The following is a 19,145-nucleotide window of genomic DNA, read 5'->3' on the forward strand; positions in this document are numbered from 1 at the left end:
GTATCGTTTCGCTTCCAGAAGGCACGGAAATGGTTATGCCAGGCGACAACGTCACCGTTGAAGTCGAACTGATCGTTCCGATCGCGATGGAAGAAAAGCTGCGCTTCGCGATCCGCGAAGGCGGCCGTACCGTCGGCGCCGGCATCGTCGCTTCGATCGTCGAGTAATAGGGCAGGCGGTGTCAATGGCACCGCGGCCTTAACGTCGGGCTTCTCCCCGGCGGGATAATTCTGGACAATGGCGGTGTCATAAGCACCGCCATTGTACGTTTGATAAAAAGCGTCATGGCGTTGCACTTTTTGTGCTTGAAAATGACAGTGAAAGCGCGTAAACGCGCACTCACACTCACCAGATTGGATTCGCATCTTCTGCGAGGCCCGGTGATTTGCAAATACAGACTACTGAAATGATTGGTGTGCGTCGTGCATGCCTCTTGATTTTTGAAAATCTGCGGCGCCACGATCAACTAGGTTCATGTATTTCCGCGTGCGGAAATTCTAAAACAAAGAACAAGGACAAGACGAATGAACGGCCAGAATATCCGTATCCGCCTCAAGGCGTTTGATCACCGGATCCTCGATGCCTCTACCCGTGAGATCGTGTCGACCGCCAAGCGCACCGGCGCCAGCGTTCGCGGCCCGGTTCCACTTCCTACCCGCATCGAAAAGTTTACCGTCAACCGCTCTCCTCACGTTGACAAGAAGAGCCGTGAGCAGTTCGAAATGCGGACGCACAAGCGTCTTCTCGATATCGTTGACCCTACACCGCAAACCGTCGATGCTTTGATGAAGCTCGATCTGGCTGCTGGCGTTGACGTGGAAATCAAGCTCTAAGACCTCGGCCTGACCTTGCGAAAGTAAGGGCCGATATAACAAGGAAGGTACGTGGAGCAATCCAACGACTTCCAATCCGGAGACCGGAAACGTCGTGAGATGTCGAAGGGAACTCCTTAACAAAGGCCACAGAGGGTTTTCCCTTCAAGGCTCGCAAGAGGATTGAACCAATGCGTTCAGGTGTGATTGCACAGAAAGTGGGTATGACCCGGGTCTATAACGACGCCGGTGAGCATATCCCAGTAACGGTACTGCGTTTGGACAACGTACAAGTTGTTTCCCAGCGCACAGAAGACAAGAATGGCTACACCGCAGTTCAGCTCGGTGCAGGCCAGTCCAAGGTCAAGAATACGACAAAGGCACTCCGCGGTCATTTCGCCGCTGCCAGCGTCGAGCCGAAAGCAAAGCTCGTTGAATTCCGGGTATCCCCCGAAAACCTCATCGACGTCGGTGCAACACTGACCGCAGATCATTTCCAGGCAGGCCAGCTGGTAGACGTTACCGGCACCACGATCGGTAAGGGCTTCGCGGGTTCCATGAAGCGTCATAACTTCGGTGGTGGTCGCGCTTCTCACGGTAACTCCGTCTCGCACCGTGCCCATGGTTCGACTGGTTCGAACCAGGATCCGGGCAAGGTCTGGAAGGGCAAGCGCATGGCTGGTCATATGGGCAGCACACGCGTTACCACCCAGAATCTGGAAGTGGTTTCGACTGATGAGGGTCGCGGTTTGATCCTCGTGAAGGGCGCCGTTCCCGGTTCCAAGGGTTCCTGGATCATCGTCCGCGACGCCGTTAAGTCGGCAGCGAAGTAAGGGAGCCTCATCATGGAATTGAACGTCACAACCCTCGAGGGAAAAGACGCCGGCAAGGTATCCCTGTCGGACGAAATTTTCGGCCTCGACCCACGCCAGGACATCCTGGCCCGCATGGTTCGTTACCAGCTCGCCAAGAAGCAGCAGGGAACGCATAAATCCAAGAACCGTTCGGAAGTTTCCCGCACGGGCGCAAAGATGTACAAGCAGAAGGGTACGGGCCGCGCTCGTCACCATTCGGCACGCGCACCGCAGTTCCGCGGCGGCGGCAAGGCCCACGGCCCAGTCGTTCGCAGCCATGCACATGACCTTCCTAAGAAGGTTCGTGCACTCGCTCTGCGTCACGCACTCTCTGCCAAGCTGAAGGCCGAAGACCTGATCATCATCGATCAGCTCGTGGCAACCGAAGCAAAGACGAAGTCTCTGCTGGGTAGCTTCGCATCGCTTGGCCTGACCAACGCTCTCGTCATCGGTGGCGCAGAACTTGACGGCAACTTCAAGCTCGCAGCACAGAACATCCCGAATGTGGACGTTCTGCCGATCCAGGGCATCAATGTTTACGACATCCTGCGTCGTGGCAAGCTCGTGCTTTCCAAGGCTGCAGTTGAAGCCCTTGAGGAGCGGTTCAAATGACGGATCTTCGCCACTACGATGTGATCGTGTCTCCATCGATCACGGAAAAGTCGACGCTGGTCTCCGAACAGAACCAGGTCGTATTCAACGTCGCCAAAGACGCTTCGAAGCCTGAAATCAAGGCAGCTATCGAAGCACTCTTCGGCGTCAAGGTCACGGCTGTGAACACGCTTATCCGCAAGGGTAAGACCCGTCGTTTCCGTGGATTCGCTGGTAAGCGTAAGGATGTCAAGAAAGCCATCGTTACGCTGGCCGAAGGTCAATCCATCGACGTGTCCACCGGACTCTAAAGGTTAGGCCCAAGCGGGCAAAGACCCAAAAGGGAACAAATACAATGGCATTGAAAAGTTTCAATCCGACCACGCCAAGCCAGCGTCAGCTGGTTATCGTGGACCGTTCTTCGCTCTACAAGGGCAAGCCGGTAAAGGCTCTCACAGAGGGCCTCAGCTCGAAGGGTGGCCGTAACAACCAGGGCCGGATCACCGTTCGTTTTCAGGGCGGCGGTCACAAGCGGACCTACCGTCTGGTAGACTTTAAGCGTCGTAAATTCGACGTTGAAGGTACGGTCGAGCGTCTGGAATATGACCCTAACCGCACCGCATTCATCGCGCTCGTGACATACACGGACGGCGAACAGGCTTACATTCTCGCGCCACAGCGTCTCGCTGCCGGTGACAAGGTGATCGCCTCCGAAAAGGCAGTGGACGTGAAGCCAGGCAACACTATGCCTCTTCAGTACATTCCTGTCGGATCGATCATCCACAACGTCGAGATGAAGCCTGCAAAGGGTGGTCAGATTGCCCGCTCTGCCGGTACCTATGTTCAGCTCGTTGGCCGCGATGCGGGGATGGCGATCCTTCGCTTGAACTCCGGCGAACAGCGTCTCGTGCACGGCTCTTGCCTTGCATCCATCGGCGCTGTCTCGAATGCCGATCACGGCAACATCAACGACGGCAAAGCAGGTCGTTCACGCTGGCGCGGCAAGAAGCCTCACGTTCGCGGTGTCGTGATGAACCCGGTTGACCACCCACACGGTGGTGGTGAAGGTCGCACGTCGGGTGGTCGTCACCCGGTTACCCCTTGGGGTAAGCCTACCAAGGGCAAGCGCACCCGCTCGAACAAGTCGACCGACAAGTTCATCATGCGTTCGCGCCATCAGCGCAAGAAGTAAGAGAGGAACTCTCAAATGGCTCGTTCAGTATGGAAAGGTCCGTTTGTTGACGGCTATCTTCTCACGAAAGCTGAGAAGGTACGTGAAGGCGGACGCAATGAAGTGATCAAGATCTGGAGCCGTCGCTCCACGATCCTGCCGCAGTTCGTTGGTCTGACATTCGGCGTCTACAACGGCAGCAAGCATGTGCCCGTCTCGGTCAACGAAGACATGGTCGGACACAAGTTCGGTGAATTCTCTCCGACCCGGACCTATTACGGTCATGGTGCGGACAAGAAGGCAAAGAGGAAGTAATCATGGCGAAGGCTAAGACCGAACGCCGGCTGAAGGACAATGAGGCTCAGGCCATTGCCCGCACGCTCCGCGTCAGCCCCCAGAAACTTAACCTGGTTGCCGCTCTTATCCGTGGCAAGAAGGTAGATCGCGCTCTCGCCGAGCTCGAATTCTCCCGCAAGCGCATCGCTTCCACCGTCAAGAAGACGCTGGAATCGGCAATCGCGAACGCAGAAAACAACCATGATCTCGACGTCGACGCTCTCGTCGTCGCCGAGGCCTATGTCGGCAAGTCCATCACCATGAAGCGTTTCCACGCTCGTGGCCGTGGCCGTGCATCGCGTATCGAGAAGCCTTTCGCACACTTGACGATCGTTGTTCGTGAAGTGGAAGAAAAAGGGGAGGCCGCATAATGGGTCAGAAAATCAATCCAATCGGCTTCCGCCTCGGCATTAACCGTACGTGGGACAGCCGCTGGTACGCAGACACTGCCGAATACGGCAAGCTGCTGCATGAAGACCTCGCTATCCGTGCTTACCTGATCAAGGAATTGAAGCAGGCTGGCATCGCCAAGGTCATCATCGAGCGTCCGCACAAGAAGTGCCGCGTGACCATTCATTCGGCTCGTCCGGGTCTGATCATCGGCAAGAAGGGTGCAGACATCGAGAAGCTTCGCAAGAAGATTTCCGAGATGACTGCTTCTGAAACGCACCTCAACATCGTTGAAGTGCGCAAGCCGGAAATCGACGCAACGCTCGTTGCTCAGTCGATCGCTCAGCAGCTCGAACGTCGCGTGGCCTTCCGCCGCGCCATGAAGCGCGCTGTTCAGTCCGCACTGCGTCTTGGCGCCGAAGGCATCAAGATCACCTGCGGTGGACGTCTCGGTGGCGCTGAAATCGCTCGTACCGAATGGTACCGCGAAGGTCGCGTTCCATTGCACACGCTGCGTGCGGACATCGACTACGGTGTGGCAGAAGCCACGACCGCATTCGGCATCTGCGGCATCAAGGTTTGGATTTTCAAGGGCGAAATCCTTGAGCACGATCCAATGGCTTCCGAGCGTCGTGGGCTCGAAGGCGATGCACAGGGTCCGGCAAGCCGTGAGCGCGGCGATCGTGGCGACCGTCGCCGCGAAAACGCTTGATTGACGCTGGCGAAAGATAAGCTCGGAGAAGTTAGAAAATGTTGCAGCCAAAGCGTACTAAGTACCGTAAGCAGTTTAAGGGTCGCATTAAAGGCGTGGCCAAGGGCGGCTTTGACCTGGCATTCGGTGAATTCGGCTTGAAGTCGCAGGAACCGAACCGCGTGAACGCGCGCGAGATCGAGGCGGCCCGCCGCGCGATCACGCGTTACATGAAGCGCGCTGGTCGTGTGTGGATCCGCGTATTCCCAGACACTCCGGTTACGGCGAAGCCGACCGAAGTTCGTATGGGTAAGGGCAAGGGTTCTGTTGAATACTGGGCATGCAAGGTCAAGCCCGGTCGTATGATGTTCGAGATCGACGGTGTTTCCGAGGAGATCGCCCGCGAGGCGCTCCGTCTCGGCGCGGCCAAGCTCTCGGTTAAGACGCGCTTCGTTCAGCGCATCGCAGAGTAAGGAGCAGGCACCATGAAAGCCGAAGACGTTCGCGGCCTCAGCGCCGATCAGCTCAAGGACAAACTCGCCGACCTGAAGAAAGAGCAGTTCAACCTGCGCTTCCAGAAGGCAACCGGCCAGTTGGAAAAGTCCTCGCGCATTGACGAAGTCCGCAAGGACATCGCCCGCGTGAAAACCATTGCCCGCCAGAAGGCGGCAGAAGCCAAGGCCTAAAGGAAGAATAATATGCCTAAACGCATTCTGCAGGGCGTCGTTGTGTCCGACAAGAACGAGAAGACTGTCGTGGTTCGCGTCGAGCGCCGATTCGCTCACCCGCTGCTTCAGAAGACCGTTCGCCGTTCGAAGAAGTACAAGGCGCACGACGAAAACAACCAGTACAAGATCGGTGATACCGTTTCCATCGAGGAATGCGCACCGATTTCCAAGGATAAGCGCTGGACGGTGGTTTCCGCCCAGGCATAATTTCAACAGATTTTCGCGCGGGCCTTGCTATATGCGCGAAAGTCTGTATGAAGCAGCACAAGAACGCTCGTTCACGGGCGTTCTTTTGCTTTGATGCGCACGGAAGGTCCTTTAGGAAACCACCCTGTCACGATTATTCCGCGCGAAAACAGAGACAGTTCATAAGCTGGAACAGGGGGCCATCCGTTTAGGTGTGCCCAACCGGTCCGGTAACAACAAGAAGGCGACCTGACATGATTCAGATGCAAACAAACCTCGACGTGGCGGATAATTCCGGCGCACGTCGTGTCATGTGCATCAAGGTGCTGGGCGGCTCGAAGCGTAAGTATGCTTCCGTTGGCGACATTATTGTCGTTTCGATCAAGGAAGCAATTCCGCGCGGCCGCGTCAAAAAGGGCGACGTGATGAAGGCGGTTGTTGTTCGTACCGCCAAGGACATCCGCCGCGCTGACGGCAGCGTCATCCGTTTCGATAATAACGCAGCCGTTCTTATCGATAACAAGAAAGAGCCGATCGGCACCCGTATCTTCGGACCGGTTCCACGCGAACTTCGCGCTAAGAACCATATGAAGATCATCTCGCTGGCTCCAGAAGTACTGTAAGGAGCGATAGCGATGCAGAAAATTCGTAAAGGCGACAAAGTTGTCGTATTGACCGGTAAGGACAAGGGCCGTACCGGCGAAGTAACACAGGTCTTGCCGAAAGAAGACCGGGCTTTTGTGAGTGGCGTAAACATGGTGAAACGTCACCAGCGCCAGACCCAGGGCCAGGAAGGCGGCATCATCAACAAGGAAGCTTCCTTGCACATTTCCAACCTCGCCATCGCCGATAAGGATGGCAAGCCAACTCGCGTTGGTTTCCAGGTTATCGATGGCAAGAAGGTCCGTGTGGCCAAGCGTTCGGGAGAAGTGATCGATGGCTGAGTCCAAGTACGAGCCGCGTCTCAAGGCTGAATACGTTTCCCGTATTCGCGGCGCGATGCAAGAGAAGTTCTCTTACGCGAACGTTATGATGATCCCCAAGCTGGACAAGATCGTCATCAACATGGGTGTTGGCGAAGCAACGGCTGATTCTAAGAAGCCAACAGTTGCTGCTGGCGATTTGGCGGCTATTGCCGGTCAGAAGCCTGTCATCACCAAGGCTCGCAATTCCATCGCGGGCTTCAAGGTTCGCGAACACATGCCAATCGGCGCGAAGGTTACTCTTCGTGGCGCCCGCATGTACGAATTCCTTGATCGTCTGGTCAACATCGCGCTTCCGCGCGTTCGCGACTTCCGGGGTCTGAACCCCAAGAGCTTTGACGGCCGTGGCAACTTCGCCATGGGCATCAAGGAGCACATTGTGTTCCCAGAGATCAACTACGATAAGGTTGATCAGATGTGGGGCATGGACATCATCGTTTGCACGACGGCGACATCGGACGACGAAGCACGGGCTCTTCTGACAGAGTTCAACTTCCCGTTCCGTCAGTAACCGTAACGACGAGCGTAGAAAAGGAACTCCGATATGGCGAAAACAAGCGCAGTTGAAAAGAACAAGCGCCGCCGCAAGACAGTTGCCTCGCAGGCTGGCAAGCGTGCCTCCCTCAAGGCTATTGTCATGAACCAGTCCCTTCCGATCGAAGAGCGGTTCCAGGCAACTCTGAAGCTCGCTTCGCTGCCGCGTGACGGCTCGAAGACGCGTATCCGCAACCGCTGCGAAGTAACGGGCCGTCCGCGCGCGTTCTATCGTAAACTCAAGATGTCGCGTATCGCGCTTCGCGAGTTGGGCAATTCCGGCAAGGTGCCGGGTATTGTCAAGTCGAGCTGGTAAGGAGACGGGCACATGACAATGACTGATCCTTTGGGTGATATGCTCACCCGAATCCGCAATGGTGCAGCCCGTCGCAAGTCTTCGGTCAACACCCCAGCATCCAGCCTGCGTGCACGCGTACTCGACGTGCTTCAGGCGGAAGGCTACATTCGCGGTTATTCCAAGGTCGATTTCGAGAACGGCAAGTCCGAGCTCACCATCGAACTGAAGTACTACGAAGGCGCGTCGGTGATCCGTGAGATCGGCCGCGTGTCCAAGCCGGGCCGCCGGGTTTATGTCTCGGTCAAGTCCATCCCGCAGGTTGCGAATGGCCTCGGCATCACGATCCTTTCGACTCCGAAGGGTGTGATGGCTGATCACCAGGCTCGCGAACAGAACGTTGGTGGTGAGGTTCTTTGCTCCGTCTTCTAAGACTGGGCAAGGATCTCCTTAACGGACAGACAGGATAGAAATATGTCTCGTATCGGTAAAAAGCCCGTTCAGGTTCCTGCAGGTGTGACGGCCAATGTCGACGGCCAGAAGATTACTGCCAAGGGTCCTAAGGGCGAACTGTTCTTCGTCGCCAATGACGAAGTTCAGGTTAAACTGGAAGATGGCGCGGTTTCCGTAACGCCTGCCAACGACTCCAAGGAAGCTCGTTCCAAGTGGGGCATGTCCCGCACGATGGTCGAGAACATCTTCAAGGGTGTCAAGGACGGTTACGAACGCAAGCTCGAAATCAACGGCGTTGGTTATCGTGCTGCCATGCAGGGCAAGAACCTGCAGCTGGCACTCGGTTTCAGCCACGATGTAGTTTACCAGACTCCGGAAGGCATCACCATTGCCGTTCCGAAGCCAACGGAAATCATCGTTTCGGGTATCAACAAGCAGCAGGTCGGTCAGGTTGCCGCGGAAATCCGCGAATACCGTGGTCCCGAGCCCTACAAGGGCAAAGGCGTCAAGTACGCTGAAGAACGGATCATCCGCAAAGAAGGCAAGAAGAAGTAAGGATCACGCGAAATGGCTAGCAGGAAAGAAGCACTTGCACGTCGCGCGAACCGCGTGCGCCGTCAGATTAAAGCGGTTGCCAACGGTCGTCCGCGCCTGTCGGTTCATCGCTCGTCGAAGAACATCTACGTTCAGGTCATCGATGATGTGGCTGGAAAGACGCTTGCGTCTGCCTCCACGCTCGAGGCTGACATGCGCTCGTCTTTGAAGACGGGTGCAGACGTTGCAGCAGCTGCCGCAGTTGGCAAGCTTGTTGCTGAACGCGCTGGCAAGGCTGGTGTCAAGGATGTCGTATTCGACCGCGGCGCCTTCATTTACCACGGCCGTATCAAGGCTTTGGCTGAAGCTGCCCGCGAAGGCGGTCTGAACTTCTAAGACTTTTCCGCCCGGCAATGACCGGGCGGATTTTCACCGGACCATGCGGGTTTCAGCAATGAAGCCGATGGTCTTTTCGTATGCCGTTCCACCCGCAAAAGAAAAAGGAAAAGGACAATGGCACAGGAAAAAAGAGGTTCTCGCGACGATCGCCAGAACCGCGAAGAGCGCGATAGCGAATTCGTTGACAAGCTGGTTGCGATCAACCGCGTTGCAAAAGTCGTCAAGGGCGGCCGTCGTTTCGGTTTTGCTGCTCTCGTCGTCGTTGGTGACCAGAAGGGTCGCGTTGGTTTCGGTCACGGCAAGGCTCGTGAAGTTCCAGAAGCGATCCGCAAGGCAACCGAATCTGCAAAGCGCGATCTGATTTTCGTTCCGCTTCGCGATGGCCGTACGCTGCACCACGACGTCAACGGACGTCACGGCGCTGGCAAGGTTCTGCTTCGCTCTGCAAAGGCCGGTACTGGTATCATCGCCGGTGGTCCAATGCGCGCAGTTTTCGAAACGCTCGGCGTTCATGACGTCGTTGCCAAGTCGACCGGTTCCTCGAACCCATACAACATGGTTCGTGCAACGTTCGACGCCCTGAAGCACCAGGTTCATCCTAAGGACATCGCTGCACAGCGCGGTCTTAAGTATGCTACCCTTCAGACTCGCCGCGCCGCTTCCGGCAACGCTGCTGAAGAATAAGGAGCAGTATCATGGCCAAGAAGACCACTGAAGCCAAGACGACTGTTACGGTCGAACAGATCGGCAGCCCAATTCGCCGCCCTGCGGTTCAGCGCCAGACGCTGATCGGCCTGGGCCTCAACAAGATGCACCGTCAGCGCACTCTGGAGGATACTCCGGCTGTTCGCGGCATGATCCGTGCTGTCCAGCATCTCGTTCGCGTCGTAGACGAGAAGTGAGACGGAGGAAGTCATCATGAAACTCAATGAAATTAAAGACAACGAAGGTTCCACCAAGGATCGTATCCGCGTAGGTCGCGGTATCGGTTCTGGCAAGGGCAAGACCGGTGGTCGCGGCGTCAAGGGTCAGAAGGCTCGTTCCGGCGTTGCTGTCAACGGCTTCGAAGGCGGCCAGATGCCAATCTACCGCCGTCTGCCAAAGCGTGGCTTCACCAACATCTTCGCATCCGAGTATGCAGAAGTATCGATCGGTCGCGTTCAGACTGCTATCGATGCGGGCAAGCTCGATGCCAAGACGACTGTTGATGCTGCTGCCCTCAAGGCTGCTGGCGTTATCCGTCGCGTCAAGGACGGCGTGCGCATTCTGGCTGACGGCGAGCTGACAACGAAGGTTTCCTTCGAAGTTGCCGGCGCTTCCAAGTCTGCTGTTGAAAAAATCGAGAAGGCTGGTGGTTCCATCAAGCTTCTGGTTGTTGCAGCGGAAGCCGCAGAGTAATATAACGTCTTGAACGCCCGGTGTGTTTCACTCCGGGCGTTTGTGCTCGAAGTCGCACAAGCCTTTGAATCCTAATCGATTAAGTTGGCTTGTGCGGATACTCTCAAGTGACGTGCAAACGTCGCGGGGGGAGCCTCACAGTTCCGAAGCGTTCAATTGAACGTGGAGCGGACGCAAGAAAACAGGGTGAGGCATGATTTGGCTAGAAAGCCATGATCCGTCCGAAGCCCGGTTTTTGAACCAGTATCTTTTAGACCTTTTCCGGAATTGCCGGTTTCCGTGCCGCTGGACAAGGGTCATGCGGAGAAATTTATGGCTTCAGCAGCGGAACAACTGGCCTCGAACCTGAATTTTTCGACCTTCGCGAAAGCTGAAGATCTGAAAAAGCGCCTATGGTTCACCCTTGCCGCACTTCTCGTTTATCGCCTTGGCACGCATATTCCGCTTCCTGGTCTGAACCCGGAAGCCTATGCACGCGCCTTTCAGGGGCAGGCGAACGGTATTCTCGGTCTCTTCAACATGTTTGCGGGCGGCGCTGTAGAGCGCATGGCGATTTTCGCGCTCGGCATCATGCCTTACATTTCCGCATCGATCATCGTGCAGCTGATGACATCGGTCGTTCCGTCCCTCGAAGCCTTGAAAAAGGAAGGTGAGGCGGGTCGCAAGATCATCAACCAGTACACGCGTTACGGCACGGTGCTGCTCGGTACGCTCCAGGCCTATGGCATTGCCGTTGGTCTTGAAGGCGGGGCAGGGCTCGTCGTCGATCCCGGCGTCTTCTTCCGCATTTCCACGGTCATCACTCTGCTCGGCGGCACGATGTTCCTGATGTGGCTTGGCGAGCAGATCACGTCGCGTGGTATCGGTAACGGTATCTCGTTGATCATCTTTGCTGGTATTGCCGCTGGTTTGCCAAAGGCTCTGGCTGGTACGTTGGAACTGGGTCGTACGGGCGCTTTGTCCACCGGTCTCATTCTCATGGTCATTGTGGTCGCCATTGGCGTGATTGCACTGATCGTGTTCGTCGAGCGCGCGCAGCGTCGCCTTCTGATCCAGTATCCGAAGCGACAGGTGGGCAACCGCATGTTCCAGGGCGACACGTCGCACCTGCCGCTGAAGCTGAACACCGCTGGCGTCATTCCTGCGATCTTCGCGTCATCGCTGCTGCTTCTGCCTGCAACGGCAGCCGGCTTCACGAACAGCACGAACCTGCCACCTTGGGCCACGACCATCATTGCGTCGTTGCAGCATGGCCAGCCACTGTTCATGTTGTTCTACGGTATGCTGATTGCGTTCTTTGCATTCTTCTACACGGCAATCGTCTTCAATCCGAAGGACACGGCTGACAATCTGAAGAAGCATGGCGGCTTTATCCCTGGTATTCGTCCAGGCGAGCGAACAGCCGAGTACATCGACTATGTTTTGACCCGTATCACCGTCGTGGGCGCGATCTACCTCGTCTTCGTGTGTATTCTCCCGGAAACGTTGATTGCGCGCACGGGCATCCCATTAGCCCTTGGTGGTACTTCGCTTTTGATCGTTGTCAGTGTAACTCTTGATACTGTGGCACAGATTCAGGGTCACCTGATCGCTCAGCAATATGAGGGGCTGATCAAGAAATCGAAACTGCGTGGAGGAAAGAGGGGACGATGAGACTGATATTTTTGGGACCGCCGGGTGCTGGCAAGGGAACCCAGGCCAAGCGCCTGACGGACAAATATGCCATTCCGCAGCTATCGACCGGCGACATGCTTCGTGCTGCCGTCAACGACGGATCGGAAATCGGGAAACGCGCCAAGGAAGTGATGGATGCCGGTGGTCTCGTATCGGATGATATCGTCAACCAGATCGTGTCCGAACGCATTGAGCAGCCTGACTGTGCCAATGGTTTCATTCTCGATGGTTACCCACGCACGGTTCCGCAGGCCAAAGCGCTTGCGGATAATATGCGGCAGAAGAATCTCACTCTCGATGGCGTGATAGAGCTGCGGGTAGACGAAGAAGCGCTGGTGCGCCGAATCGAAAATCGCGTTGCTGAAACGGTGGCTGCCGGTGGAACTGTTCGTTCGGATGACAATCCCGAATCGTTCCGCAAGCGTCTGTCCGAGTACCGCGAAAAAACGGCGCCTCTGTCTCAATACTATCAGGAGCAGGGCGAACTCGTGGTGCTGGATGGCATGGCCGATATGGATGTCGTGACGGCTGCTATCGAAGCCGCGCTTGAAAAAGACAACACTGCCGGGGCATCTGCCGCGCGTATCTAAAGAATCTTGGCGGGGCCGGTTGCTTTTTTGAACCGATTCCGTTAAACACCGCGCCAACTCGCGACAACCCAAGCGACTGGCGCGGATTTTCCTTTAGGGAAGGAAAGTCCGGGTTCAGTCGTTTTGACTTGTGACGAACATCAATTTGAACTGGCGGCAGCATCATGTCGCTCAAATGAAAGCACCACTTGCCGGATGGCAACTGGAACGCAAGGAGTATAGACGTGGCACGTATCGCTGGCGTCAACATCCCGACTGCAAAGCGCGTTGTTATCGCGTTGACCTATATTCACGGGATTGGTTCGAAATTCGCGCAGGAAATCATGGAAAAGGTCGGTATTCCGGCTGAAAAGCGCGTTCATCAACTGACGGATGCAGAAGTCCTTCAGATTCGCGAAACCATCGACCGCGATTATCGCGTCGAAGGTGATCTTCGTCGCGAAACATCGATGAACATCAAGCGTCTCATGGACCTTGGTTGCTACCGTGGCCTTCGTCACCGTCGTGGCCTTCCGGTCCGCGGTCAGCGCACGCACACCAACGCTCGTACCCGCAAGGGTCCAGCGAAGGCGATTGCTGGTAAGAAGAAGTAATTTTCCGGTTTTCCGGAATGGGAAGGCTGGTGCAAGCCGCGCCAGCCTTTCTGAGTTTGGCGAAAAGTCCGTAAGGCTTTTCGCCGGTGTAGCCGCTGGTGTTACGGCGGTGAAGAGATCAATGAAAGGTAGACCATGGCCAAGGAAGCCACTCGCGTTAAACGTCGCGAACGTAAAAATATCACGTCGGGCGTAGCGCACGTCAACTCGACCTTCAACAACACGATGATCACCATTACCGACGCGCAGGGCAATGCTATTGCCTGGTCGTCTGCTGGTGCAAAGGGCTTCAAGGGTTCGCGTAAGTCGACCCCGTTCGCTGCCCAGATCGCTGCTGAAGATTGCGCCAAGAAGGCTCAGGAACACGGCATGAAGTCGCTTGAGGTAGAGGTTTGCGGTCCAGGTTCTGGCCGTGAGTCCGCACTTCGCGCTCTCCAGGCTGCAGGTTTCATGATCACTTCGATCCGCGACGTAACGCCGATCCCGCACAACGGTTGCCGCCCGCGCAAGAAGCGCCGCGTCTAACGCGTTTCTGTCAGGGAATTCCGCCTTACCTTCGGTCTGGCGGAATTTTCGCGTAATCGGCGTGGGGTGGCCGGCTTGTCCGGTTTTCCAACGCTTTCAAACCCTCCGATGAACCCTATGGTTCCTCTCGGTGATCATGCTCGGTCCGCCACGATTGGATGGTGGCGGCGAACGGAAGGTTTAAAGATGATTCAAAAGAATTGGCAGGAACTGATCAAGCCGAACAAGGTCGAGTTCACGTCTTCCAGCCGCACCAAGGCAACGCTGGTTGCCGAGCCGCTGGAACGCGGTTTCGGTCTGACGCTCGGTAACGCGCTTCGTCGCGTTCTCTTGTCGTCTCTGCGTGGCGCCGCTGTAACAGCGGTTCAGATCGACGGCGTTCTGCACGAGTTCTCCTCCATTCCCGGCGTTCGGGAAGACGTGACGGACATCGTGCTGAACATCAAGGAAATCGCCATCAAGATGGATGGTGACGATTCCAAGCGCATGGTCGTGCGCAAGCAGGGTCCAGGTGCCGTAACCGCTGGCGATATCCAGACGGTCGGCGACATCGAAATCCTCAACCCTGACCACGTCATCTGCACTCTGGATGATGGCGCTGAAATCCGCATGGAATTCACCGTCAACAACGGCAAGGGCTATGTGCCTGCAGAGCGTAACCGCGCGGAAGATGCACCGATCGGTCTTATTCCGGTGGACAGCCTTTATTCTCCGGTCAAGAAAGTGTCCTACAAGGTGGAAAACACCCGTGAAGGTCAGGTTCTGGACTACGACAAGCTGATCATGACGATCGAGACCAACGGTTCGGTTTCCGGCGAAGACGCCGTTGCCTTCGCCGCTCGTATTCTTCAGGACCAGCTCGGCGTCTTCGTCAACTTCGACGAGCCGCAGAAGGAAGCAGAAGAAGAATCTGTGACCGAACTGGCATTCAACCCGGCGCTTCTCAAGAAGGTCGACGAGTTGGAACTGTCCGTTCGTTCGGCAAACTGCCTGAAGAACGACAACATCGTCTACATTGGCGATCTCATTCAGAAGACAGAAGCCGAAATGCTTCGCACACCGAACTTTGGTCGCAAGTCGCTCAACGAAATCAAGGAAGTTCTCGCTTCCATGGGTCTGCACCTCGGCATGGAAGTGCCAGCATGGCCGCCAGAGAACATCGAAGATCTCGCTAAGCGTTACGAAGATCAGTATTAACCAATAAAAAGGCAGGCCCTTTAAAGACTGCCTTTCCCCGTCAAACAGCAGGCACATCGCCTGCATGTGCCAGGAAACGGCAGGCCCGGATAGGAACCTGCATAAAGGAGAATAGCAATGCGCCACGGAAATTCAGGCCGCAAGCTCAATAGAACCGCCAGCCACCGCAAGGCAATGTTTGCCAACATGGCTGCTTCGCTCATCACGCATGAGCAGATCGTAACGACGCTTCCAAAGGCGAAGGAAATTCGCCCGATCGTCGAACGTCTCGTAACGCTCGGCAAGCGCGGCGACCTGCACGCTCGTCGTCAGGCCGTGTCCCAGATCAAGGATCAGGACGCAGTTCGCAAGCTGTTCGATGCTATCGCTGAACGTTACGCCACCCGTAACGGCGGCTACCTGCGCATCATGAAGGCTGGCTACCGTCAGGGCGACAACGCTGCCATGGCTGTTGTCGAGTTCGTAGAACGCGACGTAGACGCCAAGGGCAAGGCCGACAAGGCTCGCGTTGCTGCAGAAGCTGCTGAAGCCGAAGCTGCATAATATCAGGCGCTGAAAAGCGTCAAGTAATGAAAAGCCGGGTGAGAGATCACCCGGCTTTTTGTTCTTTTTGCGGACTATCTTGAAGAGTGGTTCAGCTTGTTATCGGCGTGCTGATGGGTGGATCAATCAGACGCTCCATCTTCATCCGGCAGATTATGTTCGCCCCAGATTTCTCTTGGGATCGAATCTCCCAGCAGAAATTCAAACGCAGCGACTTTCGTTTTATCCGTGGCCAGTTGGCATTTGAATTGAAGACGATACCAGTCACGCTCGCTGTGGATGGCCGCGCCCTCGGCGACGAATGCGCTACCTGACACTTTAGGATCGGCCATGGCATAGGCCACGACCCGGTCTGGCTTCAGTTCCTTGCTCCACGCGCCGACTTGCGCCATGGCCTCCAGATTACAAAGCTGCTCAATCTGATCTGCCGGCGCAAGCTGTTTCAGCGCCTCTCGTGCCTGTGTGCTTCTGCGGTCCGCGAGAACATCTTCCGAGAGCATTCGTGTTGGCTTCACAAAACTGGTTTTGTTGTCTTCATCCAAGACTTTCTGCGGCGGTGTCCTCAAGCTTGCCGCTGGCTCGGTAACGGGTTCTTTGCCGGGTGACGAAGAAGTCGCGGATGGGGCAGGCTTAGCTGACACGTCATTTGCAGAGGGAGACGGCATAACTGGCTGGAGCGCGGCAGGGGCTGACGGGATGATTTGGACGCTGATGCTCCCATCTTGTGGGACAGAATTCGGTGGAGGAGAAGGCGTGAGAAAAAGGAAAATACAGAGAAGGCCATGAAACAGAACGGAGAGAAGGACGCACCAGCTATTGATCCTGCGTCCTACCTCTCTGGCCTCTCTCATCAGCGCTGGCCCTGATCAATCTGCATCGATCTGCTTTTCCGCGTAAATCGTTCCCTGCCTTGCGGCTCTTCGCCATGGGCGAGCTTTGTTAAGGGGCCCGTCATAATGGGCGTCTTCTCTATCAAGTTTTGCAAAGACCAATTGATTGCTTGGCTCCACTGTGCAGGCTGCGATGACTTTTCCATCCGGCCCTAAAATGCCCGCAGGGCCTTGAGGCGCTTTTTGCGCGGGTGTTGCGCCACTGATCCAGACCCAATTGAAACCGGCATGGGCGCGTAGCGCGATCTGAAAAAAGTTTCCTATTCCATAGGACGAAAACAGAATCGCATCGACGTCGAGACGTTCGTATTCCATGAACAATTCTGGAAACTGCACTTCGATGCACGTTAGGCAACCAAAGCGGTAGCCATCGACTTCGAAGGTGGTCGGATGTTTTCCCGGTGTGAACCAGCCATCAAGTTCGGAATTTGAGAGATATCGCTTGTCGTATCGCGCAATCATCTCGCCGTGATCATTGATGATGTATTGGCTGTTGCGCGGCGGGTGAGGCGGGGGCAGCGGAGATGCTGACCCGATCACTGCAAATATGCTTTTTTCCCTGCATGTCTCAGCTATGGCTTCGAGCTCGGTGGCATGTGTATTCCAATCGAAGTTTTGCCAGTCGTCGGGAGAATTAATTTGTGCCTTCGTATAGCCCGATAGCGCACCCTCGCAGAAATTGACGAGGCGGGCACCTTGATCTGCTGCCTGGTGAATGAGCGAGCGTATAGTCCGGCCGTTTTCGGCGACGTCTTTTGTTAAGATGCTCTGTGCTGCGGCAATTTTCATGGGACGTTCCAGCTCACTCCGGCACTGAGATCCGGCCTTTGATGTGCTTCAGATGAGAAACGATCGAGAACGTCATGATAACCAACAGGGACCATGAGCTCCATTTGCCGATATGCACTGCCGACCATGCGCCGAGTTGGTTAGGGTAGCTCCAGATGCCGAAGAAGGTAGAAATGTTTTCTGCGAGCCAGACGAAAAAGCCGATTAGGATGAAGGAGAGCAGAAGCGGCATTTTGCGGTCGCGATCATAGGGACGGTAGATGACAGTGGCGCGGGCATAGAGGCCTATGGCGCAGGCGGCGATGTACCAGCGGTAATCGCCGATGAAGTGGTGGGTGAAGAAGTTGGCGTAGATCGCGATGCCCATCAGCGAGGCCATCCAATAGGGCGGATGGTGGCGGATGCGGACATCGAGCAGGCGCCATGCCTGAATGATGTAGCTGCCGACGGCGGCATACATGAAACCGGAAAACAGGGGCACACCGAGAACCTTGGTATAGGCGAAATCCTGATAGGACCATGACTGGATGGCGCTGGATGTCTTGAAGACTTCGAGTGCGAAGCCGACGACGTGAAAGAGCAAAATCGCCTTGGCTTCGTCCAGTGTTTCCAGTTTGCTCCAGATCATGAAGAACTGAATGCCAAGAGCGATCACCAGCAGAACATCATAGCGGGGCAGGCCAAGCAGGCCGTCTCGCGGTACCAGAAAGATCGAGATAAAAAAAAGCCCGGCAAACATGCAGGCTCGCGCTTCCTTGATACCGAAATAGAGAAACTCGACGATGAAACGCTTTAGGCCTTTCAACTCGCCCCACGGCTGTCGATCGCAAAGGAAGGCGTCGAGCGTGGACAGACGGCTGGCGGGGTAGGTGGTTTCGCTTGTCAAAGCCATCGGTCCTTTTGCGCGGCAGGATTGTATCTCTACAACAAACCGGAAATAAAGCGACATGATGATCAAGGATGCTCACCGATTTTACGACAGCCGTTCCGCGCTTTTTATCGCGGCGTGTGTGGTGATCGTCGCCGGACTGGCGCTGCGGCGATACGGTTACACGATCGGGTTGCCATTCATCGTCGTGAAATATGGTGGGTCGGTGCTGTGGGGATCGATGGTCTATCTGCTCGTGGCGACCATCTTACCGCGGCGCAAACGGCGTTTGGCCGTCGCGGTTGCATGCGTGGTGGCAATCGTTGTCGAAGCGATCCGGCTTGTGCATTTTCCAGCGCTGGATGCATTTCGCGCGACGACATCGGGAGCCTTACTCCTCGGTCGCGTCTTTTCGCTGTGGAATATCGTGTCTTACGGGATGGGCATAGCGATGGCCGCGCTCATCGCGGAGCGCTTCTTGGCGAAAGAGCGGCTTTGCGAGCCCGTTTCCGAGCCATAATGGCGGGTCTGACGGTTCGATAACCGAGCAGAACGAGCATCACCGCGATGTAGAAGACCGGCTCTAGCGTCAGCGACTTGCGTGCCAGCACGAAATGCAAAATGCCAGCAATCAGGACGAAGTAGGTCAAGCGGTGCAGCGTGTTCCAGCGTGAGCCCAGAGTACGGATCGACCAGCGGTTGGACGTTAGCGCCAGCGGAATCAGCATAACAAGACCTGCCGCGCCGAACATGATGTAGGGCCGCTTGAGAATGTCCGAGAGGATGGAGCTGAAGACCAAACCGCGATCTAGCACCAGATAGACCGCAAAATGCGCCAGCACGTAATAGAACGCGATCAGCCCCAGTGCCCGTCGGTAGGCGATAAGATTGATGTTGAAGAGATCGCGTAGTGGCGTGACGACGAGACCCAGGCATAGGAAACGCAATGCCCATATGCCGAGAAGATGTTCGAAATCCTTGACCGGATTGAAACCCAGCCCGCCGGTAGCAGCGAGATAGAAATACCAGACACCGGGCGCCAGACCGACGACATAAAGCGCCCAGATGGCCGTCGGCTGATATCGTTTCGGCAAAGATGGGAGCGAGAGGGCGAACGCCAT

33 protein-coding genes are annotated in these 19,145 nt (G+C 55.9%); 29 read left to right on the forward strand and 4 right to left on the reverse strand.

Going from position 1 to position 19,145, the window contains the following annotated elements:
* From QRN55_RS00005 to rplQ, 28 genes are all read left to right on the forward strand, one after another.
* Positions 1-167, forward strand: a 167-nt coding sequence (locus QRN55_RS00005; RefSeq protein WP_484765254.1) for an EF-Tu C-terminal domain-related protein, incomplete at its 5' end; no start/stop codon positions are given.
* Positions 168-524: 357 nt separating this feature from the next.
* Positions 525-833, forward strand: a complete 309-nt coding sequence (gene rpsJ / locus QRN55_RS00010) for a 30S ribosomal protein S10 (protein WP_003507767.1) — start codon at positions 525-527, stop codon at positions 831-833.
* Positions 834-1,003: 170 nt separating this feature from the next.
* On the forward strand, positions 1,004-1,645 hold the full coding sequence (gene rplC, locus QRN55_RS00015; protein ID WP_045230777.1) for a 50S ribosomal protein L3: 642 nt from the start codon (positions 1,004-1,006) through the stop codon (positions 1,643-1,645).
* A 12-nt stretch (positions 1,646-1,657) separates the two neighbouring features.
* The gene (rplD, locus tag QRN55_RS00020; RefSeq protein WP_111838907.1) at positions 1,658-2,278 is read left to right on the forward strand and encodes a 50S ribosomal protein L4; all 621 of its coding nucleotides are present in this window, start codon (positions 1,658-1,660) and stop codon (positions 2,276-2,278) included.
* Positions 2,275-2,568, forward strand: a complete 294-nt coding sequence (locus QRN55_RS00025) for a 50S ribosomal protein L23 (RefSeq protein ID WP_062451321.1) — start codon at positions 2,275-2,277, stop codon at positions 2,566-2,568. The genes rplD and QRN55_RS00025 overlap by 4 nt, the downstream gene beginning before the upstream one ends.
* 44 nt (positions 2,569-2,612) lie before the next feature.
* Positions 2,613-3,449 carry a 50S ribosomal protein L2 gene (gene rplB / locus QRN55_RS00030; protein WP_111838908.1) on the forward strand — a complete coding sequence of 279 codons (837 nt, stop codon included), beginning with the start codon at positions 2,613-2,615 and terminating at the stop codon, positions 3,447-3,449.
* 15 nt (positions 3,450-3,464) lie between these two features.
* Positions 3,465-3,743 (forward strand): 30S ribosomal protein S19, encoded by a 279-nt coding sequence (gene rpsS, locus QRN55_RS00035; RefSeq protein ID WP_045230774.1) that lies wholly within the window; start codon positions 3,465-3,467, stop codon positions 3,741-3,743.
* Between the two features lie 2 nt (positions 3,744-3,745).
* Entirely contained in the window at positions 3,746-4,135 is a 390-nt protein-coding gene (gene rplV, locus QRN55_RS00040) for a 50S ribosomal protein L22 (RefSeq protein WP_045230773.1), read from the forward strand.
* A complete protein-coding gene (gene rpsC / locus QRN55_RS00045; RefSeq protein ID WP_111838909.1) occupies positions 4,135-4,866 on the forward strand; it encodes a 30S ribosomal protein S3 in 732 nt (243 codons plus the stop codon). Before rplV ends, rpsC begins: the two co-directional genes overlap by 1 nt.
* 38 nt (positions 4,867-4,904) lie before the next feature.
* The gene (gene rplP / locus QRN55_RS00050; protein WP_042618528.1) at positions 4,905-5,318 is read left to right on the forward strand and encodes a 50S ribosomal protein L16; all 414 of its coding nucleotides are present in this window, start codon (positions 4,905-4,907) and stop codon (positions 5,316-5,318) included.
* Positions 5,319-5,330: 12 nt separating this feature from the next.
* Positions 5,331-5,531, forward strand: coding sequence for a 50S ribosomal protein L29 (gene rpmC, locus QRN55_RS00055; RefSeq protein ID WP_042618527.1), 201 nt, complete (start codon positions 5,331-5,333; stop codon positions 5,529-5,531).
* Positions 5,532-5,543: 12 nt separating this feature from the next.
* On the forward strand, positions 5,544-5,780 hold the full coding sequence (rpsQ, locus tag QRN55_RS00060) for a 30S ribosomal protein S17 (RefSeq protein WP_111838910.1): 237 nt from the start codon (positions 5,544-5,546) through the stop codon (positions 5,778-5,780).
* Positions 5,781-6,013: 233 nt separating this feature from the next.
* The gene (gene rplN / locus QRN55_RS00065; protein ID WP_003495199.1) at positions 6,014-6,382 is read left to right on the forward strand and encodes a 50S ribosomal protein L14; all 369 of its coding nucleotides are present in this window, start codon (positions 6,014-6,016) and stop codon (positions 6,380-6,382) included.
* Between the two features lie 12 nt (positions 6,383-6,394).
* Positions 6,395-6,703 (forward strand): 50S ribosomal protein L24, encoded by a 309-nt coding sequence (gene rplX / locus QRN55_RS00070; protein ID WP_111838911.1) that lies wholly within the window; start codon positions 6,395-6,397, stop codon positions 6,701-6,703.
* On the forward strand, positions 6,696-7,253 hold the full coding sequence (gene rplE / locus QRN55_RS00075) for a 50S ribosomal protein L5 (protein WP_111838912.1): 558 nt from the start codon (positions 6,696-6,698) through the stop codon (positions 7,251-7,253). The genes rplX and rplE overlap by 8 nt, the downstream gene beginning before the upstream one ends.
* Positions 7,254-7,286: 33 nt before the next feature.
* On the forward strand, positions 7,287-7,592 hold the full coding sequence (gene rpsN, locus QRN55_RS00080) for a 30S ribosomal protein S14 (RefSeq protein WP_062451328.1): 306 nt from the start codon (positions 7,287-7,289) through the stop codon (positions 7,590-7,592).
* Between the two features lie 12 nt (positions 7,593-7,604).
* The gene (rpsH, locus tag QRN55_RS00085; RefSeq protein WP_042618522.1) at positions 7,605-8,003 is read left to right on the forward strand and encodes a 30S ribosomal protein S8; all 399 of its coding nucleotides are present in this window, start codon (positions 7,605-7,607) and stop codon (positions 8,001-8,003) included.
* A 42-nt stretch (positions 8,004-8,045) separates the two neighbouring features.
* On the forward strand, positions 8,046-8,579 hold the full coding sequence (gene rplF, locus QRN55_RS00090) for a 50S ribosomal protein L6 (RefSeq protein WP_111838913.1): 534 nt from the start codon (positions 8,046-8,048) through the stop codon (positions 8,577-8,579).
* Positions 8,580-8,591: 12 nt separating this feature from the next.
* Positions 8,592-8,954, forward strand: a complete 363-nt coding sequence (rplR, locus tag QRN55_RS00095; protein ID WP_111838914.1) for a 50S ribosomal protein L18 — start codon at positions 8,592-8,594, stop codon at positions 8,952-8,954.
* A gap of 117 nt (positions 8,955-9,071) precedes the next feature.
* Positions 9,072-9,641, forward strand: coding sequence for a 30S ribosomal protein S5 (gene rpsE, locus QRN55_RS00100; protein WP_111838915.1), 570 nt, complete (start codon positions 9,072-9,074; stop codon positions 9,639-9,641).
* An 11-nt stretch (positions 9,642-9,652) separates the two neighbouring features.
* Positions 9,653-9,859: a 50S ribosomal protein L30 gene (gene rpmD, locus QRN55_RS00105; protein WP_045230765.1), complete on the forward strand. Its 207-nt coding sequence runs from the start codon at positions 9,653-9,655 to the stop codon at positions 9,857-9,859.
* Positions 9,860-9,875: 16 nt separating this feature from the next.
* Positions 9,876-10,355 carry a 50S ribosomal protein L15 gene (gene rplO / locus QRN55_RS00110; RefSeq protein WP_111838916.1) on the forward strand — a complete coding sequence of 160 codons (480 nt, stop codon included), beginning with the start codon at positions 9,876-9,878 and terminating at the stop codon, positions 10,353-10,355.
* A gap of 312 nt (positions 10,356-10,667) precedes the next feature.
* Entirely contained in the window at positions 10,668-12,008 is a 1,341-nt protein-coding gene (gene secY / locus QRN55_RS00115; RefSeq protein ID WP_111838917.1) for a preprotein translocase subunit SecY, read from the forward strand.
* The gene (locus tag QRN55_RS00120) at positions 12,005-12,619 is read left to right on the forward strand and encodes an adenylate kinase (RefSeq protein ID WP_111838918.1); all 615 of its coding nucleotides are present in this window, start codon (positions 12,005-12,007) and stop codon (positions 12,617-12,619) included. The genes secY and QRN55_RS00120 overlap by 4 nt, the downstream gene beginning before the upstream one ends.
* 224 nt (positions 12,620-12,843) lie before the next feature.
* Entirely contained in the window at positions 12,844-13,212 is a 369-nt protein-coding gene (rpsM, locus tag QRN55_RS00125; protein WP_111838919.1) for a 30S ribosomal protein S13, read from the forward strand.
* Between the two features lie 135 nt (positions 13,213-13,347).
* Entirely contained in the window at positions 13,348-13,737 is a 390-nt protein-coding gene (rpsK, locus tag QRN55_RS00130; RefSeq protein ID WP_045230761.1) for a 30S ribosomal protein S11, read from the forward strand.
* Between the two features lie 186 nt (positions 13,738-13,923).
* Positions 13,924-14,934: a DNA-directed RNA polymerase subunit alpha gene (locus QRN55_RS00135; RefSeq protein ID WP_003495228.1), complete on the forward strand. Its 1,011-nt coding sequence runs from the start codon at positions 13,924-13,926 to the stop codon at positions 14,932-14,934.
* Positions 14,935-15,051: 117 nt separating this feature from the next.
* Entirely contained in the window at positions 15,052-15,477 is a 426-nt protein-coding gene (gene rplQ, locus QRN55_RS00140; protein ID WP_111838920.1) for a 50S ribosomal protein L17, read from the forward strand.
* A 122-nt stretch (positions 15,478-15,599) separates the two neighbouring features.
* Here the strand turns inward: rplQ and QRN55_RS00145 are convergent, their stop codons facing one another.
* The 3 genes from QRN55_RS00145 to QRN55_RS00155 form a co-directional block, all read right to left on the reverse strand.
* A complete protein-coding gene (locus QRN55_RS00145) occupies positions 15,600-16,019 on the reverse strand; it encodes a DUF930 domain-containing protein (RefSeq protein WP_284773820.1) in 420 nt (139 codons plus the stop codon).
* Between the two features lie 324 nt (positions 16,020-16,343).
* Complete coding sequence (locus tag QRN55_RS00150) at positions 16,344-17,156, reverse strand: carbon-nitrogen hydrolase family protein (RefSeq protein ID WP_284773821.1); 813 nt, start codon at positions 17,154-17,156, stop codon at positions 16,344-16,346.
* A gap of 13 nt (positions 17,157-17,169) precedes the next feature.
* Positions 17,170-18,048 (reverse strand): DUF817 domain-containing protein, encoded by an 879-nt coding sequence (locus QRN55_RS00155; RefSeq protein ID WP_502871261.1) that lies wholly within the window; start codon positions 18,046-18,048, stop codon positions 17,170-17,172.
* Positions 18,049-18,103: 55 nt separating this feature from the next.
* Here QRN55_RS00155 and QRN55_RS00160 point away from each other — a divergent pair, with 55 nt between their 5' ends.
* Positions 18,104-18,544, forward strand: a complete 441-nt coding sequence (locus tag QRN55_RS00160; RefSeq protein ID WP_502871262.1) for a ribosomal maturation YjgA family protein — start codon at positions 18,104-18,106, stop codon at positions 18,542-18,544.
* On the opposite strand, the gene msrQ is transcribed toward QRN55_RS00160, so the two are convergent.
* A complete protein-coding gene (gene msrQ, locus QRN55_RS00165) occupies positions 18,486-19,145 on the reverse strand; it encodes a protein-methionine-sulfoxide reductase heme-binding subunit MsrQ (RefSeq protein ID WP_284773823.1) in 660 nt (219 codons plus the stop codon). The genes QRN55_RS00160 and msrQ overlap by 59 nt on opposite strands.

The organism is Agrobacterium sp. lyk4-40-TYG-31 (genome assembly GCF_030209855.1).
Lineage (GTDB): Bacteria > Pseudomonadota > Alphaproteobacteria > Rhizobiales > Rhizobiaceae > Agrobacterium > Agrobacterium vaccinii.